Annotated in this window: 11 protein-coding genes and 1 pseudogene; 4 read left to right on the top strand and 8 right to left on the bottom strand. The window is 72.7% G+C overall.

The genetic code is table 11. The features are described 5' to 3' along the window. Positions 1 to 7: 7 nt before the first annotated feature. Positions 8 to 415, bottom strand: a pseudogene (locus WMF46_RS47675) (hypothetical protein); the annotation flags it as partial. Positions 416 to 684: 269 nt separating this feature from the next. On the opposite strand from WMF46_RS47675, the gene WMF46_RS47670 reads away from it, so the two are divergent. Continuing rightward, positions 685 to 2,121, top strand: a complete 1,437-nt coding sequence (locus tag WMF46_RS47670) for a sigma 54-interacting transcriptional regulator (protein ID WP_437983330.1) — start codon at positions 685 to 687, stop codon at positions 2,119 to 2,121. A gap of 611 nt (positions 2,122 to 2,732) precedes the next feature. Here the strand turns inward: WMF46_RS47670 and WMF46_RS47665 are convergent. The 3 genes from WMF46_RS47665 to WMF46_RS47655 all read right to left on the bottom strand — a co-directional run bounded on the left by WMF46_RS47665 (position 2,733) and on the right by WMF46_RS47655 (position 9,541). Further along, positions 2,733 to 3,908 (bottom strand): glycosyltransferase family 4 protein, encoded by a 1,176-nt coding sequence (locus WMF46_RS47665; RefSeq protein WP_437983329.1) that lies wholly within the window; start codon positions 3,906 to 3,908, stop codon positions 2,733 to 2,735. Then, a complete protein-coding gene (locus WMF46_RS47660) occupies positions 3,905 to 5,275 on the bottom strand; it encodes a phenylacetate--CoA ligase family protein (RefSeq protein WP_437983328.1) in 1,371 nt (456 codons plus the stop codon). Before WMF46_RS47660 ends, WMF46_RS47665 begins: the two co-directional genes overlap by 4 nt. A gap of 315 nt (positions 5,276 to 5,590) precedes the next feature. Then, entirely contained in the window at positions 5,591 to 9,541 is a 3,951-nt protein-coding gene (locus WMF46_RS47655) for a protein kinase domain-containing protein (RefSeq protein ID WP_437983327.1), read from the bottom strand. 130 nt (positions 9,542 to 9,671) lie between these two features. Between WMF46_RS47655 and hisC the strand changes: the two genes are divergently transcribed. Then, the gene (gene hisC, locus WMF46_RS47650; protein ID WP_437983326.1) at positions 9,672 to 10,754 is read left to right on the top strand and encodes a histidinol-phosphate transaminase; all 1,083 of its coding nucleotides are present in this window, start codon (positions 9,672 to 9,674) and stop codon (positions 10,752 to 10,754) included. 16 nt (positions 10,755 to 10,770) lie between these two features. Here hisC and WMF46_RS47645 read toward each other — a convergent pair whose 3' ends face one another. Then, on the bottom strand, positions 10,771 to 11,490 hold the full coding sequence (locus tag WMF46_RS47645) for a hypothetical protein (RefSeq protein WP_437983325.1): 720 nt from the start codon (positions 11,488 to 11,490) through the stop codon (positions 10,771 to 10,773). Positions 11,491 to 11,967: 477 nt separating this feature from the next. Here WMF46_RS47645 and WMF46_RS47640 point away from each other — a divergent pair, with 477 nt between their 5' ends. Together WMF46_RS47640 and WMF46_RS47635 are read left to right on the top strand one after the other, a co-directional pair. Further along, positions 11,968 to 13,155, top strand: a complete 1,188-nt coding sequence (locus tag WMF46_RS47640; RefSeq protein ID WP_437983324.1) for a hypothetical protein — start codon at positions 11,968 to 11,970, stop codon at positions 13,153 to 13,155. Positions 13,156 to 13,367: 212 nt separating this feature from the next. Continuing rightward, on the top strand, positions 13,368 to 14,540 hold the full coding sequence (locus WMF46_RS47635; protein WP_437983323.1) for an aminotransferase class V-fold PLP-dependent enzyme: 1,173 nt from the start codon (positions 13,368 to 13,370) through the stop codon (positions 14,538 to 14,540). Between the two features lie 37 nt (positions 14,541 to 14,577). Here WMF46_RS47635 and WMF46_RS47630 read toward each other — a convergent pair whose 3' ends face one another. From WMF46_RS47630 to WMF46_RS47620, 3 genes are all read right to left on the bottom strand, one after another. Further along, positions 14,578 to 15,618 (bottom strand): hypothetical protein, encoded by a 1,041-nt coding sequence (locus WMF46_RS47630; protein WP_437983322.1) that lies wholly within the window; start codon positions 15,616 to 15,618, stop codon positions 14,578 to 14,580. A 94-nt stretch (positions 15,619 to 15,712) separates the two neighbouring features. After that, positions 15,713 to 16,966, bottom strand: a complete 1,254-nt coding sequence (locus WMF46_RS47625; RefSeq protein WP_437983321.1) for a phosphatase domain-containing protein — start codon at positions 16,964 to 16,966, stop codon at positions 15,713 to 15,715. 130 nt (positions 16,967 to 17,096) lie between these two features. Then, positions 17,097 to 18,437, bottom strand: coding sequence for a PAS domain-containing protein (locus WMF46_RS47620; protein ID WP_437983320.1), 1,341 nt, complete (start codon positions 18,435 to 18,437; stop codon positions 17,097 to 17,099). Positions 18,438 to 18,505 lie beyond the last annotated feature (68 nt).

Here is an 18,505-nt window from a genome sequence, read left to right as displayed (position 1 = left end):
GCCGGCAGGTCGCGCCGCACCCGTCGCCCGCCGCGACATCGCCCTCGTCGCACTCCTCGCCGGGATCGAGGGTCCCGTTACCGCACTCCTCCCGCCGGCAGGTCGCGCCGCACCCGTCGCCCGCCGCGACGTCGCCCTCGTCGCACTCCTCGCCGGGATCGACGATCCCGTTGCCGCACTCCTCCCGCCGGCAGGTCGCGCCGCACCCGTCGCCCGCCGCGACGTCGCCCTCGTCGCACTCCTCGCCGCGCTCGACGATCCGGTTGCCGCAGACGTTCCGCGGCGTATCCTGCGGCACGCACCGCGGCGCTCCATCCGAATCGGCGCACTGGTAAGCCGCCAGGCAGTAGCCGTCCCCGCAGGGAGTGGACACGTCGCTCGCGCATGCGGCCGCGACGAGGAGGAGGCTCGACATCAAGAACACATGTTGATTCATGACGAGGAACCCTCCTGTCGCCATCGATCGCCATCGACAGCAACCCATTTGCCATGGATGCCCGCCTGGAAGCTAGCCTCCCCATCGGCGCGTCCCACGCGCCCTCACGTCGTATGGCTGGCACACGGGTTAGGCGCAGGGCATCCTGAGCGCGCCCCTCGCCGTGGAGCGGCGGCGCTGAGCTCCGTCCACCGCGGCGGGTGCCCCCTGCACAGGACATGCGAGCTGCGTTACACTCCGCGGTGATCGTGGCGCCCCTTGCACCGAACACGACCCTGGACGACGCGCCCGGCCCCCCGTCGGAGCACCGCGGCCTCCGGAAGCCAAGGCCCGGGCTGCTCCTGATCTTCTCGGTGGACGGCCCCCGCTGCGATGCGCTCCCGCTGGAGGACGGCGAGATCGAGCTCGGGCGATGCGAGGTAGCGGGCGTGCTCCTGGACGACAAGCGGATGTCGCGCAAGCACGCGCGCGTGCGCTGGATCGAGGGCAAGTGGCAGGTCGAGGATCTCGACAGCCGGAACGGCACCTGGCTCGATGGCGTCCCGCTGATCGGCACGCGCGCCGGCGCCGAGCTCCGGATCCTGCGCACAGGCTGGTCGGTGTTCTTGCTCCAGGCCGATGTGGAGCCGTTCCGCGCGGGGATCTCGCGCGCCGAGGGCACGATCCTCGGCCCGACCCTCGCCCGCACGTGGGATGCGATCGGTCGGGCGGCGGGCCTCGGGACGACGCTGCACATCACCGGCGAGAGCGGAACGGGTAAGGAGCACGCGGCGCGGGCCTTCCACGTGCTCGGCCCGCGGCGCGATGGGCCCTTCGTCGCCGTGAACTGCGCCGCCATCCCCGAGGTGCTGGCCGAGCGGCTGCTCTTCGGCGCGCGCAAAGGGGCGTACTCGGGCGCCGCGGCGGACGCCGAGGGCTATGTGCAGGCAGCGCACGGCGGGGTGCTCTTTCTCGACGAGGTAGCCGAGCTCGACCTCGGGGTGCAGGCGAAGCTCCTGCGGGCGCTGGAGGCGAAGGAGGTGATCCCCCTCGGGGCCTCGCGGCCGGTGAGCGTGGATTTCGCGCTGGTCTCGGCGACCCACAGGGATTTGCGAGCCCAGATGGCCGCGGGGAAGCTGCGCGACGATCTCTTCTTCCGCATCGCGCGGCCTTCGGTCCGCGTGCCGCCGCTGAGCGAGCGAGCGGAAGACATCCCGTGGCTCGTCGATGCGGCCCTGCGACATGCGACGTCGGCTGGCGCGCACGACGAGACGACCGCGCCCGCTCGGGCGCATGCGTCGCTGATCGAGGCGTGCCTCCTGCGGGCGTGGCCAGGAAACATTCGAGAGCTCACCGCAGAGATCCGGGCAGCAGCGCAGGAGGCGCACCTGGCGGGCAGCTCGGTGGTGCACGAGCAGCACCTCTCCCCGTCGGCGGGGCGGCTGAGCGTCCCTGAGCCACCAGCGGGCATGTCCGGCGGGGTCCTGGGCGAGACCGAGAAGGACGCCGCGCGGGCGCAGCGGCCGGCGGCGGAGAAGGGGCCCTCGCGGGGGGCAGCGGCGTGGCCCGCCGCGGCGGAGATCGAGGAGGCGCTGCGCCGTGAAAACGGCAGCGTGATGCGCGCGGCCCGGGCGCTCGGCATGCACCGGACCCAGCTCTACCGCTGGCTCGCGCAACGCGCGGCGGGCGGGAACGAAGAAGGGTGAGGCTGCGGGCCCGCGTGCGGCGCTCGCTCGGCCAATCGGCAGAGCCGCCTTGGCTCACCCACAAGTTCTACGGAGAGCGTCCAGCAGACGTTCGTCCCGCCCACGGCGATCTGCCATGGAGAGCTCGGGGAGTGCGCTCCCTCAGGCTGGCTGTGGCGCGAAGGCGGCCGTCCACGGATTGAAACACCCCCCGTCGGCCGAAGCGGCAACCTTGTGCAGGTTCGAGGTCCCACCGCTCGGGCGAGGGGAGCAACCTTGTACGAACTGAAGGGGATCGGGGGTCGGACGAGGGGGCAACCGCTACCAGGGCCTCGGGAGTTGGTCGGCCATCGCCTCCGACGTCTCCCGCGCCGCGCGGACCACCGCGAGCCAGTGGATCTGGGCCGGACAAGGCGTCCCGCGGGCCAAGGATCACGAGGGACAAGGTATCCTGTGAATTGCGCCCGCAACGTCGGCCTTCGTGGTCCCCTCACATGCGGCGACAACGTCAATCACCAGGCTCAACGGCGAGCCGTGGCCCAGCGCCACCCGCGGCAGCTTGTCTCAGGGACGAAATCGAAAGCCGACCGTTTATCGACGGCGCAGACATTCCGTGTCGTGCGCTGCGAACGCTATCGCCCAAGAACCTCGTCATAGAGGTCCTCGTACGCGCGCGCCATGCGGTCGATCCCGAACCGCTCCATCACCCGCGCCCGCCCGCGCAACCCCATCTCCGCGCGATCCTCCCGCTCTGCCGCCGCCTCGAGCGCGCCCGCCAGGGTCTCCGGCGCTGCAGCCGGCACCAGCAGCCCTGTCTCGCCATCCACCACAATCTCCGGATTGCCCCCCACCCGCGTCGCCACGATGGGCAACCCCGCCGCCGCCGCCTCGATGAGCGTCAGCGAGATCCCCTCCGTCAATGACGCGAGCGCGAACACGTCGAACGCCGGCAAGAGCTCCGCCACGTCCCCGCGCGTGCCCGTGAACGTCACCGCCCCGCCGAGCCCGAGCCGCTCCGCCTGCGCCTCGAGCGCAGGCCGCCGCGGGCCGTCGCCGATCAGCGTCAGATGCGCGTCGGGCCGCGTCGCGCGGAGCCGCGCGAAGGCGTCGAGCAGCGTCGCGTGATCCTTCTCCGGCGACAGCCGCGCGACACACCCAACGTGATAGCCCGTCGCCGGCACCCCGAGCCGCGCCCGCGCCGCGCCCGCGTCGCCCGGCCGGAACACGTCCGTGTCCACGCCGTTCAAGATCGTCACGACCTTGGCCGGGTCGACATGCTCCACCTCGAGCGCGACCGCCCGCGAGTCGTCGCTCACCGCCACCACCCGGTCCGTGAGCGCCGCGGCCAGCCGATTGACCAGCACCTTCCGCTTCTGCTTCGGGTAGTTGCGCCCGTGCTTCGTGTGGATGACGCGCGGCCCGCCGCCGCCAGGGAACGCCGCCGCCCGCAGGAGGCCCGCCGCGAGCGCGCCATAGAGGTGCGGCCCCGGGTTGTGCGTGTGCACGAGGCTGATCCCCTCGCGCCGCAGCCACGCCGAGAGCCGCAACGGCAGCCCCGGGTCGAGGCCGGGCTTGCGCGAGAGCACCACGAGCGGCACGCCGAGCCGCGCCAGCTCCTCGGCCAGCGCGCCGGGCTCCTGGAGCGCGCACACCACCGGCGCGAACCGGTCGCGCGTCATCCTGTCGAGCAGCCGGAGCACCACCCGCTCGAGCCCACCCACGTTGAGCGAGAGCACGACGTGGGCGACCTTCGCGGGCCGGCCCGGCGCGGCGGACGGCGCCGGCCGGACCCCGGACGCTCCGATCATGCCGCGGCCCCGCGGCCGAACTCGATCGGCACCTCGGTCATGGTGAAGCGGAACTTCCCCCCCGAGGTGACCGGGATGTCGCTGACGAGCTGGACCCGGATATCCGCCCGCTCCCCGAGGAACCGGCGCAGATCACGCTCGATGGCCTGCGACGTCTCCGGCCCGTACCCCTCGCCAGGGATGATCTTGATCGTGATCGCCCGCGTCTTGTCCTGGTGGACCTGATACCGCTCCACCGTTGGGTTGTCCTTGAAGAAGTAGGGGAAGAACACGGACGAGAGGAGCTGGCCGTCCGTCCCGACGATCATGTCGAGCACCCGCCCCTCGACCGATGCGAGCAGCGGCAAACCGCGACCGCACGAGCAGGCCTTGTCGGCCGCGACCACCACATCCTCGTTCTTGTAACGCAGCAGCGGCATCGACCGGCACACGAGATCGCTCAGGATCACCTCGCCCGGCTCGCCGGGCCGCGCGTGCCGGCCGCCGCGCACCACCTCGAGGAAGACGTTCTCGATGTTGAGGTGCTTGCCCTCGTGGCGCTCACACTCCGCGCCGATCAGCATCATCTCCCTGCACCCATAGCGGTCGTAGACCGGCGCCTGGAACGCCCGCTCGATCACCTCGCGCTGGTGAGGGAAGAGCCGCTCCGCCGTCGCGATGATCCCCCTCGGCGTGGGCAGCCGGTGCCCCGTCTCGAGCGCATAGCGCGCCGTGTAGTAGAGAGGGCTCGTGTACCCCACAACGAGGTTCGGCTGGTAGCGCCGGATCTCGTCCACCACCCCCGCGAGCCGCTCCTCCGCCAGGTTCCACGCGCTGACCGTCTTCTTCCGGATCAGCGCCTCGTGCAGCGTGCGCTTCGCCTTCTTCCAGCGGGGCTCCAGGGTCGGAATCCCCCAGATGTACAGCTCCTTGTCCCCGATACGGCCGCCAGCCCACGCGTCGGAGCGCAGGGCCGCGGCGCTTCTACACTCGTACGTCGCGTGATCGTAAAAGAAGCGCGCCGGCTCTCCAGTCGATCCGCCCGTACCGCTCCTGAAGAGCTTGCCGCGCCACCCATCCGCGATGAGCTCGCTGCCGTGCGCGCGGAGATCGGCTTTGGTCAAAACCGGAAAGCGCGCGAGATCGTCGGGCGCGTGAACGTCCTTGACCCGCACCCCGTATTCGGCGAAGCGGCGCCGGTAGAAGGGCACGCTCTGCTCGGCGAAGCGGAGGGCCGCCAGCATCTTTCTCCAGTTGAGCTCCCTGAGCTCGCGCTCCGGACGCCACTGGGACCGCTCCAGCTCCCCCAGGTAGGCCAGCGTGGCTCTCCCTCGGAGTTTCGTCTCGTAAAACGGAAAGAGCACGTTCCGAAAGAGGGTTGAATACATGGCTGCTCAGGATTCTTTCGAACCTCGGCCACACAGTCAAGCAGCCGCGGCCGGGTCGCCGCTTCCCCACGCGCGCGCCACCCACGCGCGCCCACCCACATGTTGCGCACGCCACGCCACCCGCGGCCACGATTGGTTACCGCGGAGATGGCGTGAGTGAACTCCTTATGACAGCGGCGCGGCTCAGCTCGATCCGCTCACCGCGGCGCGATGACACGCGCGCTGCGCATCCCCCTCGCCCTCGCCCGCCGGCGCAGCCGGGCGAGCCAGCACACATGAGCTCTTCCGTCCGCAGCGCGGCCGCGACTCGGCGCCTCACTGCAGCGTCGGCTCCGCTTCTTGCTGCCAGAGCGCCGCCAGCGCGAACGTCTTGGCGTTCTCCGGCACGGCCTGGCAAAAGCTCTGCCGCCGCGCCGGGTCCTGAATCCATTGCGCCCGCGCGACGAGCCGCTGCATCGCCACCGTGATCGCCTCGCGCGCCGCCTCGTGGTGGCCGTAGGCGCGGAGCGACTCGGCGTACACGAGCCGGATCTGCGCCTCGCCCTCTTCCGTCCCGCCGACCGACACGAGCAGCCCGAGCCCGCGCCGGGCCGCCTCGAGCGCGTCCTCTGCCCGGCCCTGCTCGAGCAGCACCCGCGCGCGCACCGAGAGCGCGTGCGCCTGGAGCGTCGGCACGTGCGCCAGCATCGCCACGGCCGCGCCCGCCTCGTTGTCCGCCGCGTCGAGGTCGCCGAGCCGCGTCAGGATCGCGGCGAGGTACGCCCGCGAGCGCGCCTCCTGCCGCCGGTTCGCCTGCGCCACGAAGGCGTCGATCGCCTCGGCCGTGGCCGCGCGCGCCGCGCCGAGGTCGCCCTGCTGGATCCAGAGCAGGCCCTGGTTCTGCTTGGCGAACGCCGCCACGTTGTAGAGCCCGAGCCGCCCCGCCTCCGCGAGCGCGTCGCGCAGCTCGGCCTCGGCGCGGCCGTACACCCCGAGCTGAAGCAGGCAGTGCGCCGCGTTCACGCGGCTCAGGCACGCGTTCCTGAGGTCGCCTGTCTGGAGGTAGGCGGGGATGCTCTGCTCCGTGCACGCGAGCGACGCCGCAGGGTCGCCGTAGCAGAGCGCCCGCGACGCCCGGAGCGCGTGGATGCGCGCTGCCACCGCCGCGTCGCGCTCGGCGAGCGGCATCGCCACCCGGGAGAGCTCCTGCACGATCTCCTCCGCCGCGGCGTACTGGCCCCCGTGCAGGAGCGACCCGGCGATGCGCGCCAGCGCGCTCACGGAGGCGCCGGTCGCCTCCGCGACGTCGACCCACGAGCCGCGGTCCCCGCTGCCCGGGCCGGCCCCCCGGAGCTCCTCGACGAGATCCGCGAGCCGGTCGCCCATGCCGAGGCGCACGCGCATCGACGCGGCCTCCCCGGCCGCGGCGTACCAGAGCGCGCTCTTCCGGGGGAAGCCCCGCATCGCCATGACGGCGCACCGCTCGGCCTGGGAGGCCTCGCCGAGCCACTTGTGCGCCTCGGCCTGGACGAGGCGCAGCGCCGCGAAGAACTCCCCGTCCACGTCGGCGCTCGCGGCCCCCTGCTCGGCCCGCTGGATCGCGGCGCGGAAGTCGTTCGCCCCGAGCGCCTGCTCCGCCGCGCGCCGGAACCAGACGACCGCGCGCTCGGCGTCGCCGCCGCGCTCGAAGTGGTCCGCCAGGAGCGCCGCGTCGCGCTCGCCGGCCGCGTCCAGCCACTCGCCGGCGAGCAGGTGGCCGAGCGCGCGATCCTCGTCCGTGAGCGTCGCGTACGCCGCCTCGCGCACGAGCGCGTGCCGGAACGCGTACTCGTGCTCGCTCCGGAACTTGCCCTCGCCCCGCCGCGCGATGAGCTCGCGATCGACGAGCACCGCGAGCCACCCGTCCACCTGGGGGGCGCGACGCTCGCCGCCGAGCAGCGCCATCAGCCCCCCGCGCCAGAACTTCTGGCCGAACACGCTCGCGGCCCGGAGCACCCGCCGCGCCTCGCCGTCGAGCGACTCGAGGCGGGCCTGCACCATCGACAGCACCGTCTCGGGGAGCGCCTCGGTCCGGCCCGAGGCGGCGGCGCGGATGAGCTCTTCCAGGTAGAACGCGTTGCCCCCGGCCCGCTCGCACAGGCGCGCGCAGAGGTCGGGCGTCACGGCGTCGCCGAGCACCTCGCGCACGAGCCGCTCGCTCCCCCGCCGCCCGATCTCGCGCAGCCGGAGCTCCTGGACGCCGCGCGAGACCCACACCTTCGGAAAGACGGTCTCCACCTCCGGCCGCGCCAGCGCGAGCACCATGAGCGGCTGGTCGCGGAGCGCGAGGGCCGCGTCGATGAGCTTCACCGTGGGCACGTCGCCCCACTGGAGATCCTCGAGCACGAGGAGCACCGGCTCGGCCCGGCACTCGGCGAGCACGAAGTCCTCGAAGGCGCGGCGGATCTGGTCGCCCATGAGCATCGGGTCGCTCCGCGCGGCGCGCAGCTCCACCCGGCCCTCGTCGGAGAAGCGGATCCGCGCCACCTCGCCGAGGAACTCGGTCACGCGGTCGAGGTCGGCGCCGCTCACGTACCGGCCCACGCGGGCGCGGAGGCGCTGCTCGCGGACCTCCTGCGGCTCGCCGCCCGAGAGCCCGGCCTCGCGGCGGAGCATCTGGCGCAGCATCCCGAAGGGCGAGCCGGCGCTCATCGGGTCGGCGTGGCCGAGCCAGACCTGCACCCGCTCCTTGCGCTCCTCGACGCGGCGCAGAAACTCGTAGCGCAGCCGGCTCTTGCCGAGCCCCGCGGGCGCCGTGATGAGCACCGCGCGCGCCGTCGGCTCGGAGAGGCACTCGTCGAGCACGGCGTCGAGGATGGCGAGCTCGTGGTCGCGCCCCACGAACGGCGTCGTGCGCCCGAGCAGCGTCCGCGCGGCCTCGACGAGATCGCGCTCGGCGCGGAGCACGAGGCCTGTCGCGTCGCCGCCGACCTCGAAGCGGGCGTCGAGCAGGCCGGCCATCACCTCGTCGAGGCGGATCGACCCGCCGTCGGCGCGGTCGAGCAGCCGCACGGCGCGGTCGATGGTGGGCCCCATCGGGAGCTGGTCGTCGGCGGAGCCGCGGCCGGCGACCAGGGCCATCTGCACGCCGGGCAGGAGGTCCCGCACCTCGAGCGCGCACCGCGCCGCGCGGGCGGCCTGGTCCGTGATAAGGCCGCGCCCCTCGAGCGTGATGAGCAGGAGCCCGTCGCCCGACGTTGGCAGCGTCTGGAGCGCCCCGCCGAAGCGCGACGCCACGCGCTTCACCTCGTCCTCCGGGACGGTGCGCGCGAGGGGCATCGTCATCGGGAGCGTCATCGGCATGGTGGGCCCCTGCCACGAGGGGACCTCCGGCGCGCCCACGCGCGCGAGCATCAGGCACAGCGTGCGCCGCTCGCCGGTCGTGAGCGCGCTCGCGCGCCGGCTCGCGGGCGCGGGGGGGGTGCTCTTGATCTCGCCGACGCGGAGCAGCTCGAGGGCCACGGCGGCGCCGTTCGCGGGCCGGTCCGCCGGCGCCTTGGCGAGCATGCGCGCCACCGCGATGTCGACGTTCTCGGGGACGTCGGCGCGCAGATCGCGGAGGCGCGGCGCCTCGTCGAGCACGACGCGGAGGAGGGCTGTGTGGATGTCGTCGCCGACGAACGGCGGGCGCCCGGTGAGGCAGTGGAACAGGACGCAGCCGAGCGCGAACACGTCGGCCTGGGTGCCGACGTCGCGCTCGCCGCGCGCCTGCTCGGGCGCCATGTAGAACGGCGTGCCCATCACGACGCCGGTCATCGTGAGGGGCGCGAGCGACGTGAGGCGGGCGATGCCGAAGTCGAGGAGCTTGGCCTGCTCGACCGACTTGTCGACGAGGTACAGGTTGCTCGGCTTGAGGTCGCGGTGGACGACGTTGTGGCGGTGCGCCTCGGCGAGCGCCTCGGCGACCCGGAGGCCGAGCGTGACGCTCTCCGCGATGGTGAGCCCGCGCCGGCGCAGCCGGTCGCCGAGGCTCTCGCCCTCGAGCCACTCGAGCGCGAGCCAGGGCTCGCCGCTCTCCGTGGCGCCCTGCGCGATGTACCGGACGATGCCGGGGTGCCGCAGCTCGGCGAGCACCTGCGCCTCGCGCGCGAAGCGCTCGCCGTGCTCGAGGCCGCGGCCCGACATGACCTTGAGCGCCGCCGTCTCGCCCGTGTGCCGGTCGAGGGCGCGGTAGACGGAGCCCATCCCGCCCGACCCGGCGAGGCGCTCGATCAAGAAGCGGTCGGCGACGATGTCCCCGGGTTTCATCGGGACGGCGAGTATCACACGGAGCTCCGTGGGAGAGGCCAGATCCCGGCAAACCCCGGCGACGAACCCGCGGCAGGGCGCCGGCGAGCCGGCTCACGCCCCACGGCCAAGGTGTGATAGGGTGCGCGCTATGTCTGCGCTAGTTCTGCCCTCCGTCGAGCTGCTTTCGCCGTACGAGACGGGGAAGCCGCTCGATGAGCTCGCGCGCGAGCTCGGCGTGACGGACGCCGTGAAGCTCGCCTCGAACGAGAACCCGCTCGGCCCGAGCCCGCGCGCCCTCGAGGCGGCGCGCCGGGCGCTCGAGAGCGTGCACCTCTACCCGGACGGGGCGGCCTACCGGCTGCGCGAGCGGCTCGCGGCGGTCCACGGCGTCACGATGGAGGAGATCGTCCAGGGAAACGGCTCGAACGAGCTGCTCGACCTGATCGTGCACACCTTCGCGACGCCCGGGTCGCACATCGTGTTCGCCGACCCGGCCTTCGTCGTCTACAAGCTCGCCGCGCTCGCCTACGGCGTCCCGTTCACGGCCGTGCCGCTGCGCGACCAGCGGCACGACCTCGAGGCCATGGCCGCGGCCGTCACGCCGAAGACGCGGCTCCTGTTCATCGCGAACCCGAACAACCCGACGGGCACGCACGTGGGCCGCGCCGCCGTCGAGCGCCTGCTCAGGGAGCTCCCGCCCGAGGTGATCGTGGTGATGGACGAGGCGTACATCCAGTACACGGACGCGCCGGACTTCCCGGACTCCCTGCGCCTCCGCGGGCTGCGCGAGCGGCTGCTCGTGCTCCGCACCTTCTCGAAGATCTACGGCCTGGCGGGCTTCCGCGTCGGCTACGCCGTGGGCCCGGTTCAGCTCATCGACTACCTGAACCGGGTGCGCGCGCCGTTCAACGTGAGCGCGCTGGCGCAGGCGGCGGCCGTCGCGGCGCTCGACGACGCCGAGCACGTCGAGAAGAGCCGCGCGCTGAACCTCCGCGAGCGCGACCGGCTCACGCGCGAGCTCACGCGGCTCGGGCTGTCGGTGGCGCCGAGCCAGGCGAACTTCGTGCTCGTGGACGTCGGGCGGCCGGCGCGCGCCGTGTACGACGCCTTGCTCCGGAAGGGCGTCATCGTGCGGCCCTTCGGCAACCTGCCGACCAGCCTTCGGGTGACCATCGGCACCGAGCGCGAGAACCAGCGATTCCTCGACAGCCTGTCCGAAGTGCTGGCCTGACCCGGCGAGCGGCGCGTTACCAGCGCCTCGCCTCCGGCGGCGCGCAGCCCACCGCGGCGCGCAGCATGCCGCCGAGGCGCAGCGGCACGAGCGCTACGAGCTCGCGCTCCTCCGCAGCGCGGGGGCGCGCCGATGGGTTCTCGTAGACGTGCAGGAAGTCGCAGCCGCCCGCCGGCTCGGCCGCCGTCTGCCCGACCTCGAAGACGAACGGGCTACCTCGATCGTTCACCTCCGGGTCGAACGAGGAGGCGAGCCTGGACATGAGCTCATCCGCGCCCTCCGGCGGGCTCGTGCGCGCGATGTCAACGAAGCGCGAGAACAGCGCATAGCTCGACGGATGAGCCACCGAGCACAGGCAAAACACGGGGCGACCCGGGTGGGCGAGCATGTACCGGATCAGGCGCAAAAGGACGTGGCGGAGGACGTCATCGTCGCCGACGTGCTCGCCGAGCGCCCCGGACTCGCCGCGGAAGATCGCGATCTGCGCGCCGGAAGGCTCCGGATCCATGATCTGGACCGCGAAATAGCCGGTGATCTGGCCGCCAGCGCCCCTCTGGACCACGACGGCGCCGTGCTCCGCGCCAGCGTCGATGACGTGGGTGGCGAAGCTCTTTTCCCGCTGCGCGCCCTCGAAGATCACGCGGCGTAAGCCATAGAGCTCGTCGATGAGACGCTGTCTCTGATCCGGCGACATCTCACGTGGAACAAGAACCTCGACGGAGCTCTGGTCTTTCATCGGATCCTCCATGCCTGCCCATCCCATCGCCAACCTTGGCCGCGGACGGCGGTCGGCCGGGCACCGTCAGCGTCGTTCACGCGGTCGGCGCCGGCGCGATCAGCGCCAACACATCCAGCAATGCTGGTGCCACCGGTGCGAGAAGCAGCGATGACGCCACGGTCCTCCCCTCACCGCCGGCCGTGCGCCACGCGCGACGCGCCAGCCCGGCCCGGACGGGCTCGTCGGCGCGGCGCCGCCGCGAAATTGACGGCCGATCGCGGCGCGTCCGCTCGCTTCGCCGGACCCCACAGCAGGACGGGTGAGGCCCGCGGGCATCAGCCCCGCAGGCATCAGGAACGCTGGAGGACCGCGCGACCGAGCCATCCATGCGACGAGGCGCTCACGGCGCGCCGCCCTCGACGCCTCGTGACCTGCGGCCGCGAGCGCGATTGCCCGCTGGCAAGCGGTGCTTTACGGTCGCGCCCGATGAACCGCATGCGTCGAGCCCGCCTCTTCCGCCTTCCTGCCGCGCTCGCGCTTGCCTGCGGAGCCCTGCTCGCCTGCGCCGCGTGCTCCGGCAGCGGCGGCGCGCCGGTCAAGGCGCCGGCCACAGCGCAGGGCGACGCGCCCGCGCCCGCGCCGCAGGGCGAGGCGCCCATCGCGCCGATCCAGGCCTCGCCCGGGCCCGCAGCGCCCTCGACCGACTTCCTGGGCAAGCGGCCGGCCACCTCGCTGCTCTCGGGTCGCCTCGCGGTGCGGCTGCCCGAGGGAGCGCGGATCGAGGCGCGCGCGCATTCGGTCATGGCCGCGGCGGAGCCGGACGAAGAGGAGACCCGCGTGGTGCTCGACGCCGGCGATGAGCGCTTCGTGATGATGGCCTCCGAGCTCTTCGCGCTTGGCGGCAAGGACCCCGAGGGCGGCGTTCGCGCCGCGATGGCCGCCGACTTCCCCGGGGGCAGCGCCACGGTGGAGCCGCTCCGCCTGTCCGACGAGCAGCTCAGGGCCTGGGCCGTGTTCCCTGGAAGCACGAATCGCGGCAGCGTCGCGATCCCGGTGCTCGGCCTGTACGTCCTGCACCCGGACGGCTTCGTTCAGAGGCTCGCCTTCTACGTGAATCCTCCGGCCGCGAAGGACGCGGCGGGCTGCAGCGCGCTCGCGGCCGGCGCGGGCGCGCTGCCGGCGGCGCCCGGCGAGCTGCCCCGCTGCACGGCCTTCGCGCGCGCGATCGCCGCCACCGTGAGCGCGGGGCCGCGGCGCATCGACGCGGGCGGAGGAGAGCGCGCCATCAAGGGACAGGGCAGCGAGGACAGCTTCCTCATGAAGGTCCCGGCGGGCGCGAGCACCGCCCTGCAGCGCGGCCCGGACTTCACGGTGCACCGCGTGCGATTGCCCGCGGAGCTCGGCGCGCCGCAGTCCGCGATAGGCATCTATGTCGGTGATCACCCATCGTTCCAGTACAACCAGAACGGGGTGAAGGTGACCCCCACGTCCAGGCCAGGCAAGGTGTTCGGAAAGGCGATGAGCTGGCAAGTCTGGCCCATGAGCCCCACACGCGTCATGGCGGAGGCGATCCTGCCGCACCCGAGGATCAAGGGCCTGATGGTGCACCTCTTCGCCGGCGCGGCGGACGACAAGGCGCTCGTGCCGCTGCTCGACGTCGCTGCCTCGCTGCGGGTGCCCTAAGGCCCCGCGCCGCTGCCGAGGCGCGGCCCCGGCGCGAAGCGGATCGGCAGGCGCGTCGGGCCGTGCACGTGGATCGCCCGGCGCGGCTCCCACGGCGCGTCGCTCGCGAGCTCCAGGCCACCGAGCCGCGCGACGAGATCCGCCGGCGGCCGCCGCGATTGACGTGGAGCTGCCCAGCCGGCAGCGTGTCGGCCTCTCGAGGAGACGACGTCATGACGATGGATATCGCCGCGCTGCGCCGCGACACCCCGGCCTGCGCCAGCGTCCTTCACTTCAACAACGCGGGTTCCTCGCTGCCTCCGGCCGTGGTGGTCGACACGGTGGTCGAGCACCTGCGCCGCGAGGCGACCGTCGGCGGCTACGAGGCCGAGGCGGAGGCCGGCGAGCGGCTCGAGGCGGTCTACGGCGCGATCGCCCGGCTGATCGGCGCGGCGCCCGGCGAGATCGCGCTTGTCGAGAACGCCACGCGCGCCTGGGACATGGCGTTCTACTCGCTCCGCTTCGGCCCTGGCGATCGCATCCTGACCGCGCGGACCGAGTACGCCTCGAACTACATCGCGTTCCTGCAGGTCGCGCGGCGCACCGGCGCGGAGATCGTCCCTGTCCCGAGCGACGAGCGCGGCGCCGTCTCGCTGCCCGCGCTCGATCGCCTGCTCGACGAGCGGGTCAAGCTGATCGCCATCACCCACGTCCCCACGAACGGCGGGCTCGTCAACCCGGCGGAGGAGATCGGCCGCCGCGCCCGGTCGGCGGGCGTGCCCTTCCTGCTCGATGCCTGCCAGTCGGTGGGCCAGCTGCCGATCGACGTCGAGGCCATCGGCTGCGATCTCCTGTCGGCGACCGGGCGCAAGTACCTGCGCGGGCCGCGCGGCACCGGCTTTCTCTATGTCCGGCGCGCGCTGCTCGACCGGCTGGAGCCGCCGTTCCTCGATCTCCACGCGGCGCGCTGGACGGCGCCGGACCGCTACGAGCTGCGGCCCGACGCCCGGCGGTTCGAGAACTGGGAGAGCTATGTCGCCGGCCGGCTCGGGCTCGGCGCGGCCGCGGAGTATGCGCTCCGGCTGGGCCTGCCGGCGATCCGCGACCGGGTGGGTGCGCTGGCCGAGCGCCTGCGCGCGCGGCTCTCCGAGCTCCCCGGGGTCGCCGTGCGCGATCTCGGCGAGCAGCGCTGCGGCATCGTGACCTTCACCCGGGCCGGCGAGGACGCCACGGCCATCAAGGAGCGGCTCGCCGCGCAGGCGATCCATGTCAGCGTGTCGACCGCCGCCGGGACGCTGCTCGATTTCGAGGATCGCGGGATTCCCGATCTGGTGCGCGCCTCGGTCCATTATTACAACGACGAATCCGAGATCGACCGCTTCGTCGCCGCGCTCGCCGCGGCCTGAGCGAGGGGGAGGCTCGGAGCTGCGACGCGGCCCGGGATCAGCCAGCGCGCGACCCGCCGCCGCCGAGCGCCTTCGCCAGGGCCGCGAGGACGCCCTCCAGCCGCGGGGCCGCGCCGCGGATCGCGCGAAAGAAGGTCACCACGTCGCGCGCGAGCAAGAGCGGAGGGGAGCCGTAAAACTCGTCCGTCAGGTAGATCTCCGCCGTTCCGACGCGGAACGCGAGATACAGGTTCACGGTGAACTCGACGCCGCGCTCGGACTCCCTGGGCAGCATGTACTGTGGCAGCCGGGCAAGCACGAGGAGCTGCATCTCGCCCATCGCGCTCGACGAGCTCGATTTGCGGACGGCGCTCGCCCACGCGAGCGGCGACACGAGGACAAGCGCCCCCGGCGGGAGAGCGGCGGGCCACGGCACCCGGGACGGCGGAGAGGCCGAATCAAGGAGCGCCAGGCCGTCGATGGCGGCGTAGAGCGCCTCGATCTGCGGGTGAAACGCCCCGTGGCGCCCCTCGACCTCGGCCACGTCGAGGAGGCGATCCGGAGAGGGGGTCTTCACCGCGACGGAGCGGCCGGCGCACGGCGAGGAGGCGTCGCGCTGCGCCATGGCGCCACGGAGCGTGTCGCCGAGCCGGTCGTCCGCGGGCGCCGCGCCCGGCCCGTCGGCGCGCGGCGCGGCGTGGCGCGGGTCGAGGCAGGCGTCGATGAACCCCGCGAGCGCCTCGTCGACGCCCGCGTCGGCGCGGAGGGGGCCGCGGTCGAGGAACGGCGTGTAGCGGAGCGCGGCGGCGATGCGGGCGACCTCCTGGCGCCCGCGCGCGCCATAACGTCGCTCGAAGTACGCGCGCCAGGCCAGCGCCGCGTCCGTGAGCGCCGGCGGCGCGGCGCGCACGACCGCATCGGCGTGCTCGCCGGAGAGCACCCACCCGAACACCATCCCGCCGCCGCGCTCCACCGCGATGAGGCCCTTCAGCACCGAAGTGAAGTTCGCCTGTGCTTCTGTGAACGAGAGCGCGTCGTCCGGCTGATGGCGCGCCATGGCCTCGAAGAACCACGCAAGCAGACGTCCCTCGCCGCTCATGATGCCTGTCAGTCTACCCTTTCGAGGCCCGGGCGGCGCTCGGCGCGGCTAGCCTGATACCCTCTGGGGTCGTGGGAAACCCCGCCGCGCTCCTTCACGGCTGTCCTGTCCGCAGCGAAGGCGGCAGCGCCTCGTTCAGCCGTGCGACGTCGCGCGCCATCTCGAGGCGGCGCGCCTCCTGGTCCGCCTGTGACGGGAACGGGATCGCGGCGAACGCCGCCGTGGCGGCCTCGGCCACGCGCGCCGCGCCCTCGGGGCCGAGCAGGCCGCGCTCGAGGGCCGTGAGCGCGGCGCCGATGTAGGTATCGAACAGGTGAACGCCCGAGGCCGCGAGCTCCTTGCGCGCGAGATCGGGCGTGGCGACCACGTCGTGAATGAAAACCGCCTTCACCGCGCCCGGCGCGAGCTCGAGCATGCGCTGGCCGAAGTGGATATCGCCCTGCCCGCTGTCGCCGACGAAGACGAAATCGTACTCCGGGTACAGCCGCCGGTACTCGAGGAAGTTCTCGAGCTTCTTCTCCGCGATCGTGCGGTTGCCGATGAGGCGGGTGAACGAGCCCGCGAGCACGGTCGCGGTGAGCTGACCGCGCTCGGCGAGCGCCTTGATCGTCGCGTCCTCCACGAGGCCGAGGCGGTCGCCCGGGCGGGCGGTGACGAAGGTCAGATCACCGGCCCGCCCGGGCACGGGGCCAGGGCCGCGGTCGAGCTCCGCATAGAACTGCAGGACGCCGGGATAGACGGTCTTCTTCGGGTACCGGGCGTCCTTCCAGTTCGCATAAAACGTATCGTCGATATCGGACAGGATCTTCACCTCGCGTACCGAGACCGAGCCAGACGCCGAGACCGCCTCTCGCGCGAAGTGCGCGAGGATCGCCTCGCGCAGGGAGTCGTCGTCGATATCGTGGTAGAAGAGCTGGTGAAGGTCGCGGTAGCCGCCGCGGCCGTCGAGCGCGTTCTTGAGCCGCGTGACGTCCGCGCCGCGCGTGCCGAGCCAGATGCGGCGCAGCGCCTGCTCGTCGAGGCTACCCGTCCGGCCGCGCTGCAGCGCCGAGATGAGCGCCGCGCGGGCCGGGATCCCGAGGTCGCCGAGGCGCTCGGCGGTCAGGAGATCGAGCAGCGCCGTGCGGTTGTCGGGGCCGATGAGGCGATCGTCGATGTCTCCGATCAGGGCGGGGAGATCGAGCTGGAGGAGCAGCTGGTCGAGCTCGACGGCTGTCGAGCCCGCGAGGATCTCCAGGACCCGCCGCTCGTCGTCCCGATCGGTGTGGGAGGCCATGCGCTGCCGGATCTCGTCGAGCTTCGACAGCACCGACGGGATGGGCGCGTCGGGAGAGGTGTCGATCGTCATGGGGTCCAGACAACGTAACCGATCCGGCGGGCACTTGTAGCCTCCCGGCCAGCTCCCGCCGGCCGACCACGCGCCTTGCCGCCCGCCCCTCCGGCGGCGTCCGCCCGAGCTCCTGCTCTCTCAGACGGATTCAACCCGCTGACCGCTGGTTCCCCGGGTGGCGGAGGGCGTGCGCGATGCCGCTTTGCAGGGTGCCCAGCGTGGTGATACCGGACAGATCCACGCCGAGGGTGACCAGCGTCTGCGCCACCTCCGAGCGCACGCCGGTGAGCACCACGCGCGTGCCGAGCAGCTGGGCGGCGCGCGCGGTCCGCGTCAGCGCATCGGCGACGTGCGCGTCGACCGCGCGCACGCCGGTGACGTCCAGGATCGCGGTGTGTGCGCTCTGACTGCTGATGCCGGACAGCAGCGTCTCCATGATCTGCGCTGCGCGCGCGCTGTCGATCGTCCCGACGAGCGGCATCGCCACCACCCGGTCGGCGATCGGGATGAGCGGCGTGGACAGCTCCCGTAGGGCCGCCTGTTGGGCGACGATGATCTTCTCCTGCAGCGCGGCCCGCTCGGCCTCAGCGTGCCTCAGCAAGGTGGTGTTGGTGACGACACCGCCGAGGCCGATCGGCTCGCCACGTCCGTCGAGGATCGGGAACTTGACAGTGGAGAAATGAATACTCGTGTCGCCGACCAGCAGGACCTCTTCGTACTGCATCGCCTTTCCCCCGGCCATGACGTCGTGCTCTCTCGCCACGACCTCCTCGATGGCCTGGGGGGCCAGGGGGCCCAGCTCGTAATCGTTCTTGCCGATGACCTCGAAGACGTGGCTCTTGAGGACCTCGGCGTGAGCTCGGTTGACGAAGACGTAGCGCCCGCCTGTGTCCTTGACGAAGATGGAATTGCGCGAGTGGTCCAGCAGCTGAAGGAGCAGCTGAAGCCGCCCGAGCAGCACGTGCTGGCTCCCCGGTGGGTCGCCGGCGTCCTCGACGATCGCCGCGATCTCACGCGCGCCGCCGCGGTCGTCGCGCAGCACCGCGTGGGTCCACCGGAAGAGGCGCGCCTGCCCGTCTTTCGTCCTGCCCTCGCTCGTGGCCGAGGAGAACCGGTTCTCCGCCCAGTCGAGCAGGAGCGCACGCACCGCGTCCGGGGACACGGGATCTGCGCCCACGAGCTCGGAGAGCCTGCGGCCGACGACCTCGCCCTCGCTCCAGCCGAAGACACGTTCGGCGCCCTCGTTCCAGCGCGTCACCACGCCATCGGGACGCCAGTGGATCAGCGCCGGCGCCGGCGTGAGCAGCCACGCGAGCGCGCCGCAGGCGGCGTGAGCGTCCGCGCTCACCGCGTCGGGCCGCGCTGCTCCCCCGGCCGCCCCGCCGCTCGACCGCTCCGCCAGCGCGCTCTCCAGCTCCTCGACGCGCGCGTGCAGCGCTGCGATCTCTGCCCTGAGACGCCCGATCTCCCCTAATCCCTCATCTGTCATTCGCTAGGTGCTGAACTGTATCCGGAGCGCGCCCGGGGTGGCAAGGTCGACATCCCCGAAGATGTACG

This window comes from Sorangium sp. So ce117 (genome assembly GCF_051524395.1).
In the GTDB taxonomy this organism is placed as follows: domain Bacteria; phylum Myxococcota_A; class Polyangia; order Polyangiales; family Polyangiaceae; genus Sorangium; species Sorangium cellulosum_B.
This window is presented reverse-complemented; position numbering and strand designations above follow the sequence as displayed.

What these genes read in the sequence shown, in the direction of transcription:
- WMF46_RS47665 (WP_437983329.1), bottom strand. Translation starts at nt 3,908, where the DNA reads ATGATCGGAGCGTCCGGGGTCCGGCCGGCGCCGTCCGCCGCGCCGGGC.
- WMF46_RS47660 (WP_437983328.1), bottom strand. Translation starts at nt 5,275, where the DNA reads ATGTATTCAACCCTCTTTCGGAACGTGCTCTTTCCGTTTTACGAGACG.
- WMF46_RS47655 (WP_437983327.1), bottom strand. Translation starts at nt 9,541, where the DNA reads ATGAAACCCGGGGACATCGTCGCCGACCGCTTCTTGATCGAGCGCCTC.
- hisC (WP_437983326.1), top strand. Translation starts at nt 9,672, where the DNA reads ATGTCTGCGCTAGTTCTGCCCTCCGTCGAGCTGCTTTCGCCGTACGAG.
- WMF46_RS47645 (WP_437983325.1), bottom strand. Translation starts at nt 11,490, where the DNA reads ATGAAAGACCAGAGCTCCGTCGAGGTTCTTGTTCCACGTGAGATGTCG.
- WMF46_RS47640 (WP_437983324.1), top strand. Translation starts at nt 11,968, where the DNA reads ATGCGTCGAGCCCGCCTCTTCCGCCTTCCTGCCGCGCTCGCGCTTGCC.
- WMF46_RS47635 (WP_437983323.1), top strand. Translation starts at nt 13,368, where the DNA reads ATGACGATGGATATCGCCGCGCTGCGCCGCGACACCCCGGCCTGCGCC.
- WMF46_RS47630 (WP_437983322.1), bottom strand. Translation starts at nt 15,618, where the DNA reads ATGAGCGGCGAGGGACGTCTGCTTGCGTGGTTCTTCGAGGCCATGGCG.
- WMF46_RS47625 (WP_437983321.1), bottom strand. Translation starts at nt 16,966, where the DNA reads ATGACGATCGACACCTCTCCCGACGCGCCCATCCCGTCGGTGCTGTCG.
- WMF46_RS47620 (WP_437983320.1), bottom strand. Translation starts at nt 18,437, where the DNA reads ATGACAGATGAGGGATTAGGGGAGATCGGGCGTCTCAGGGCAGAGATC.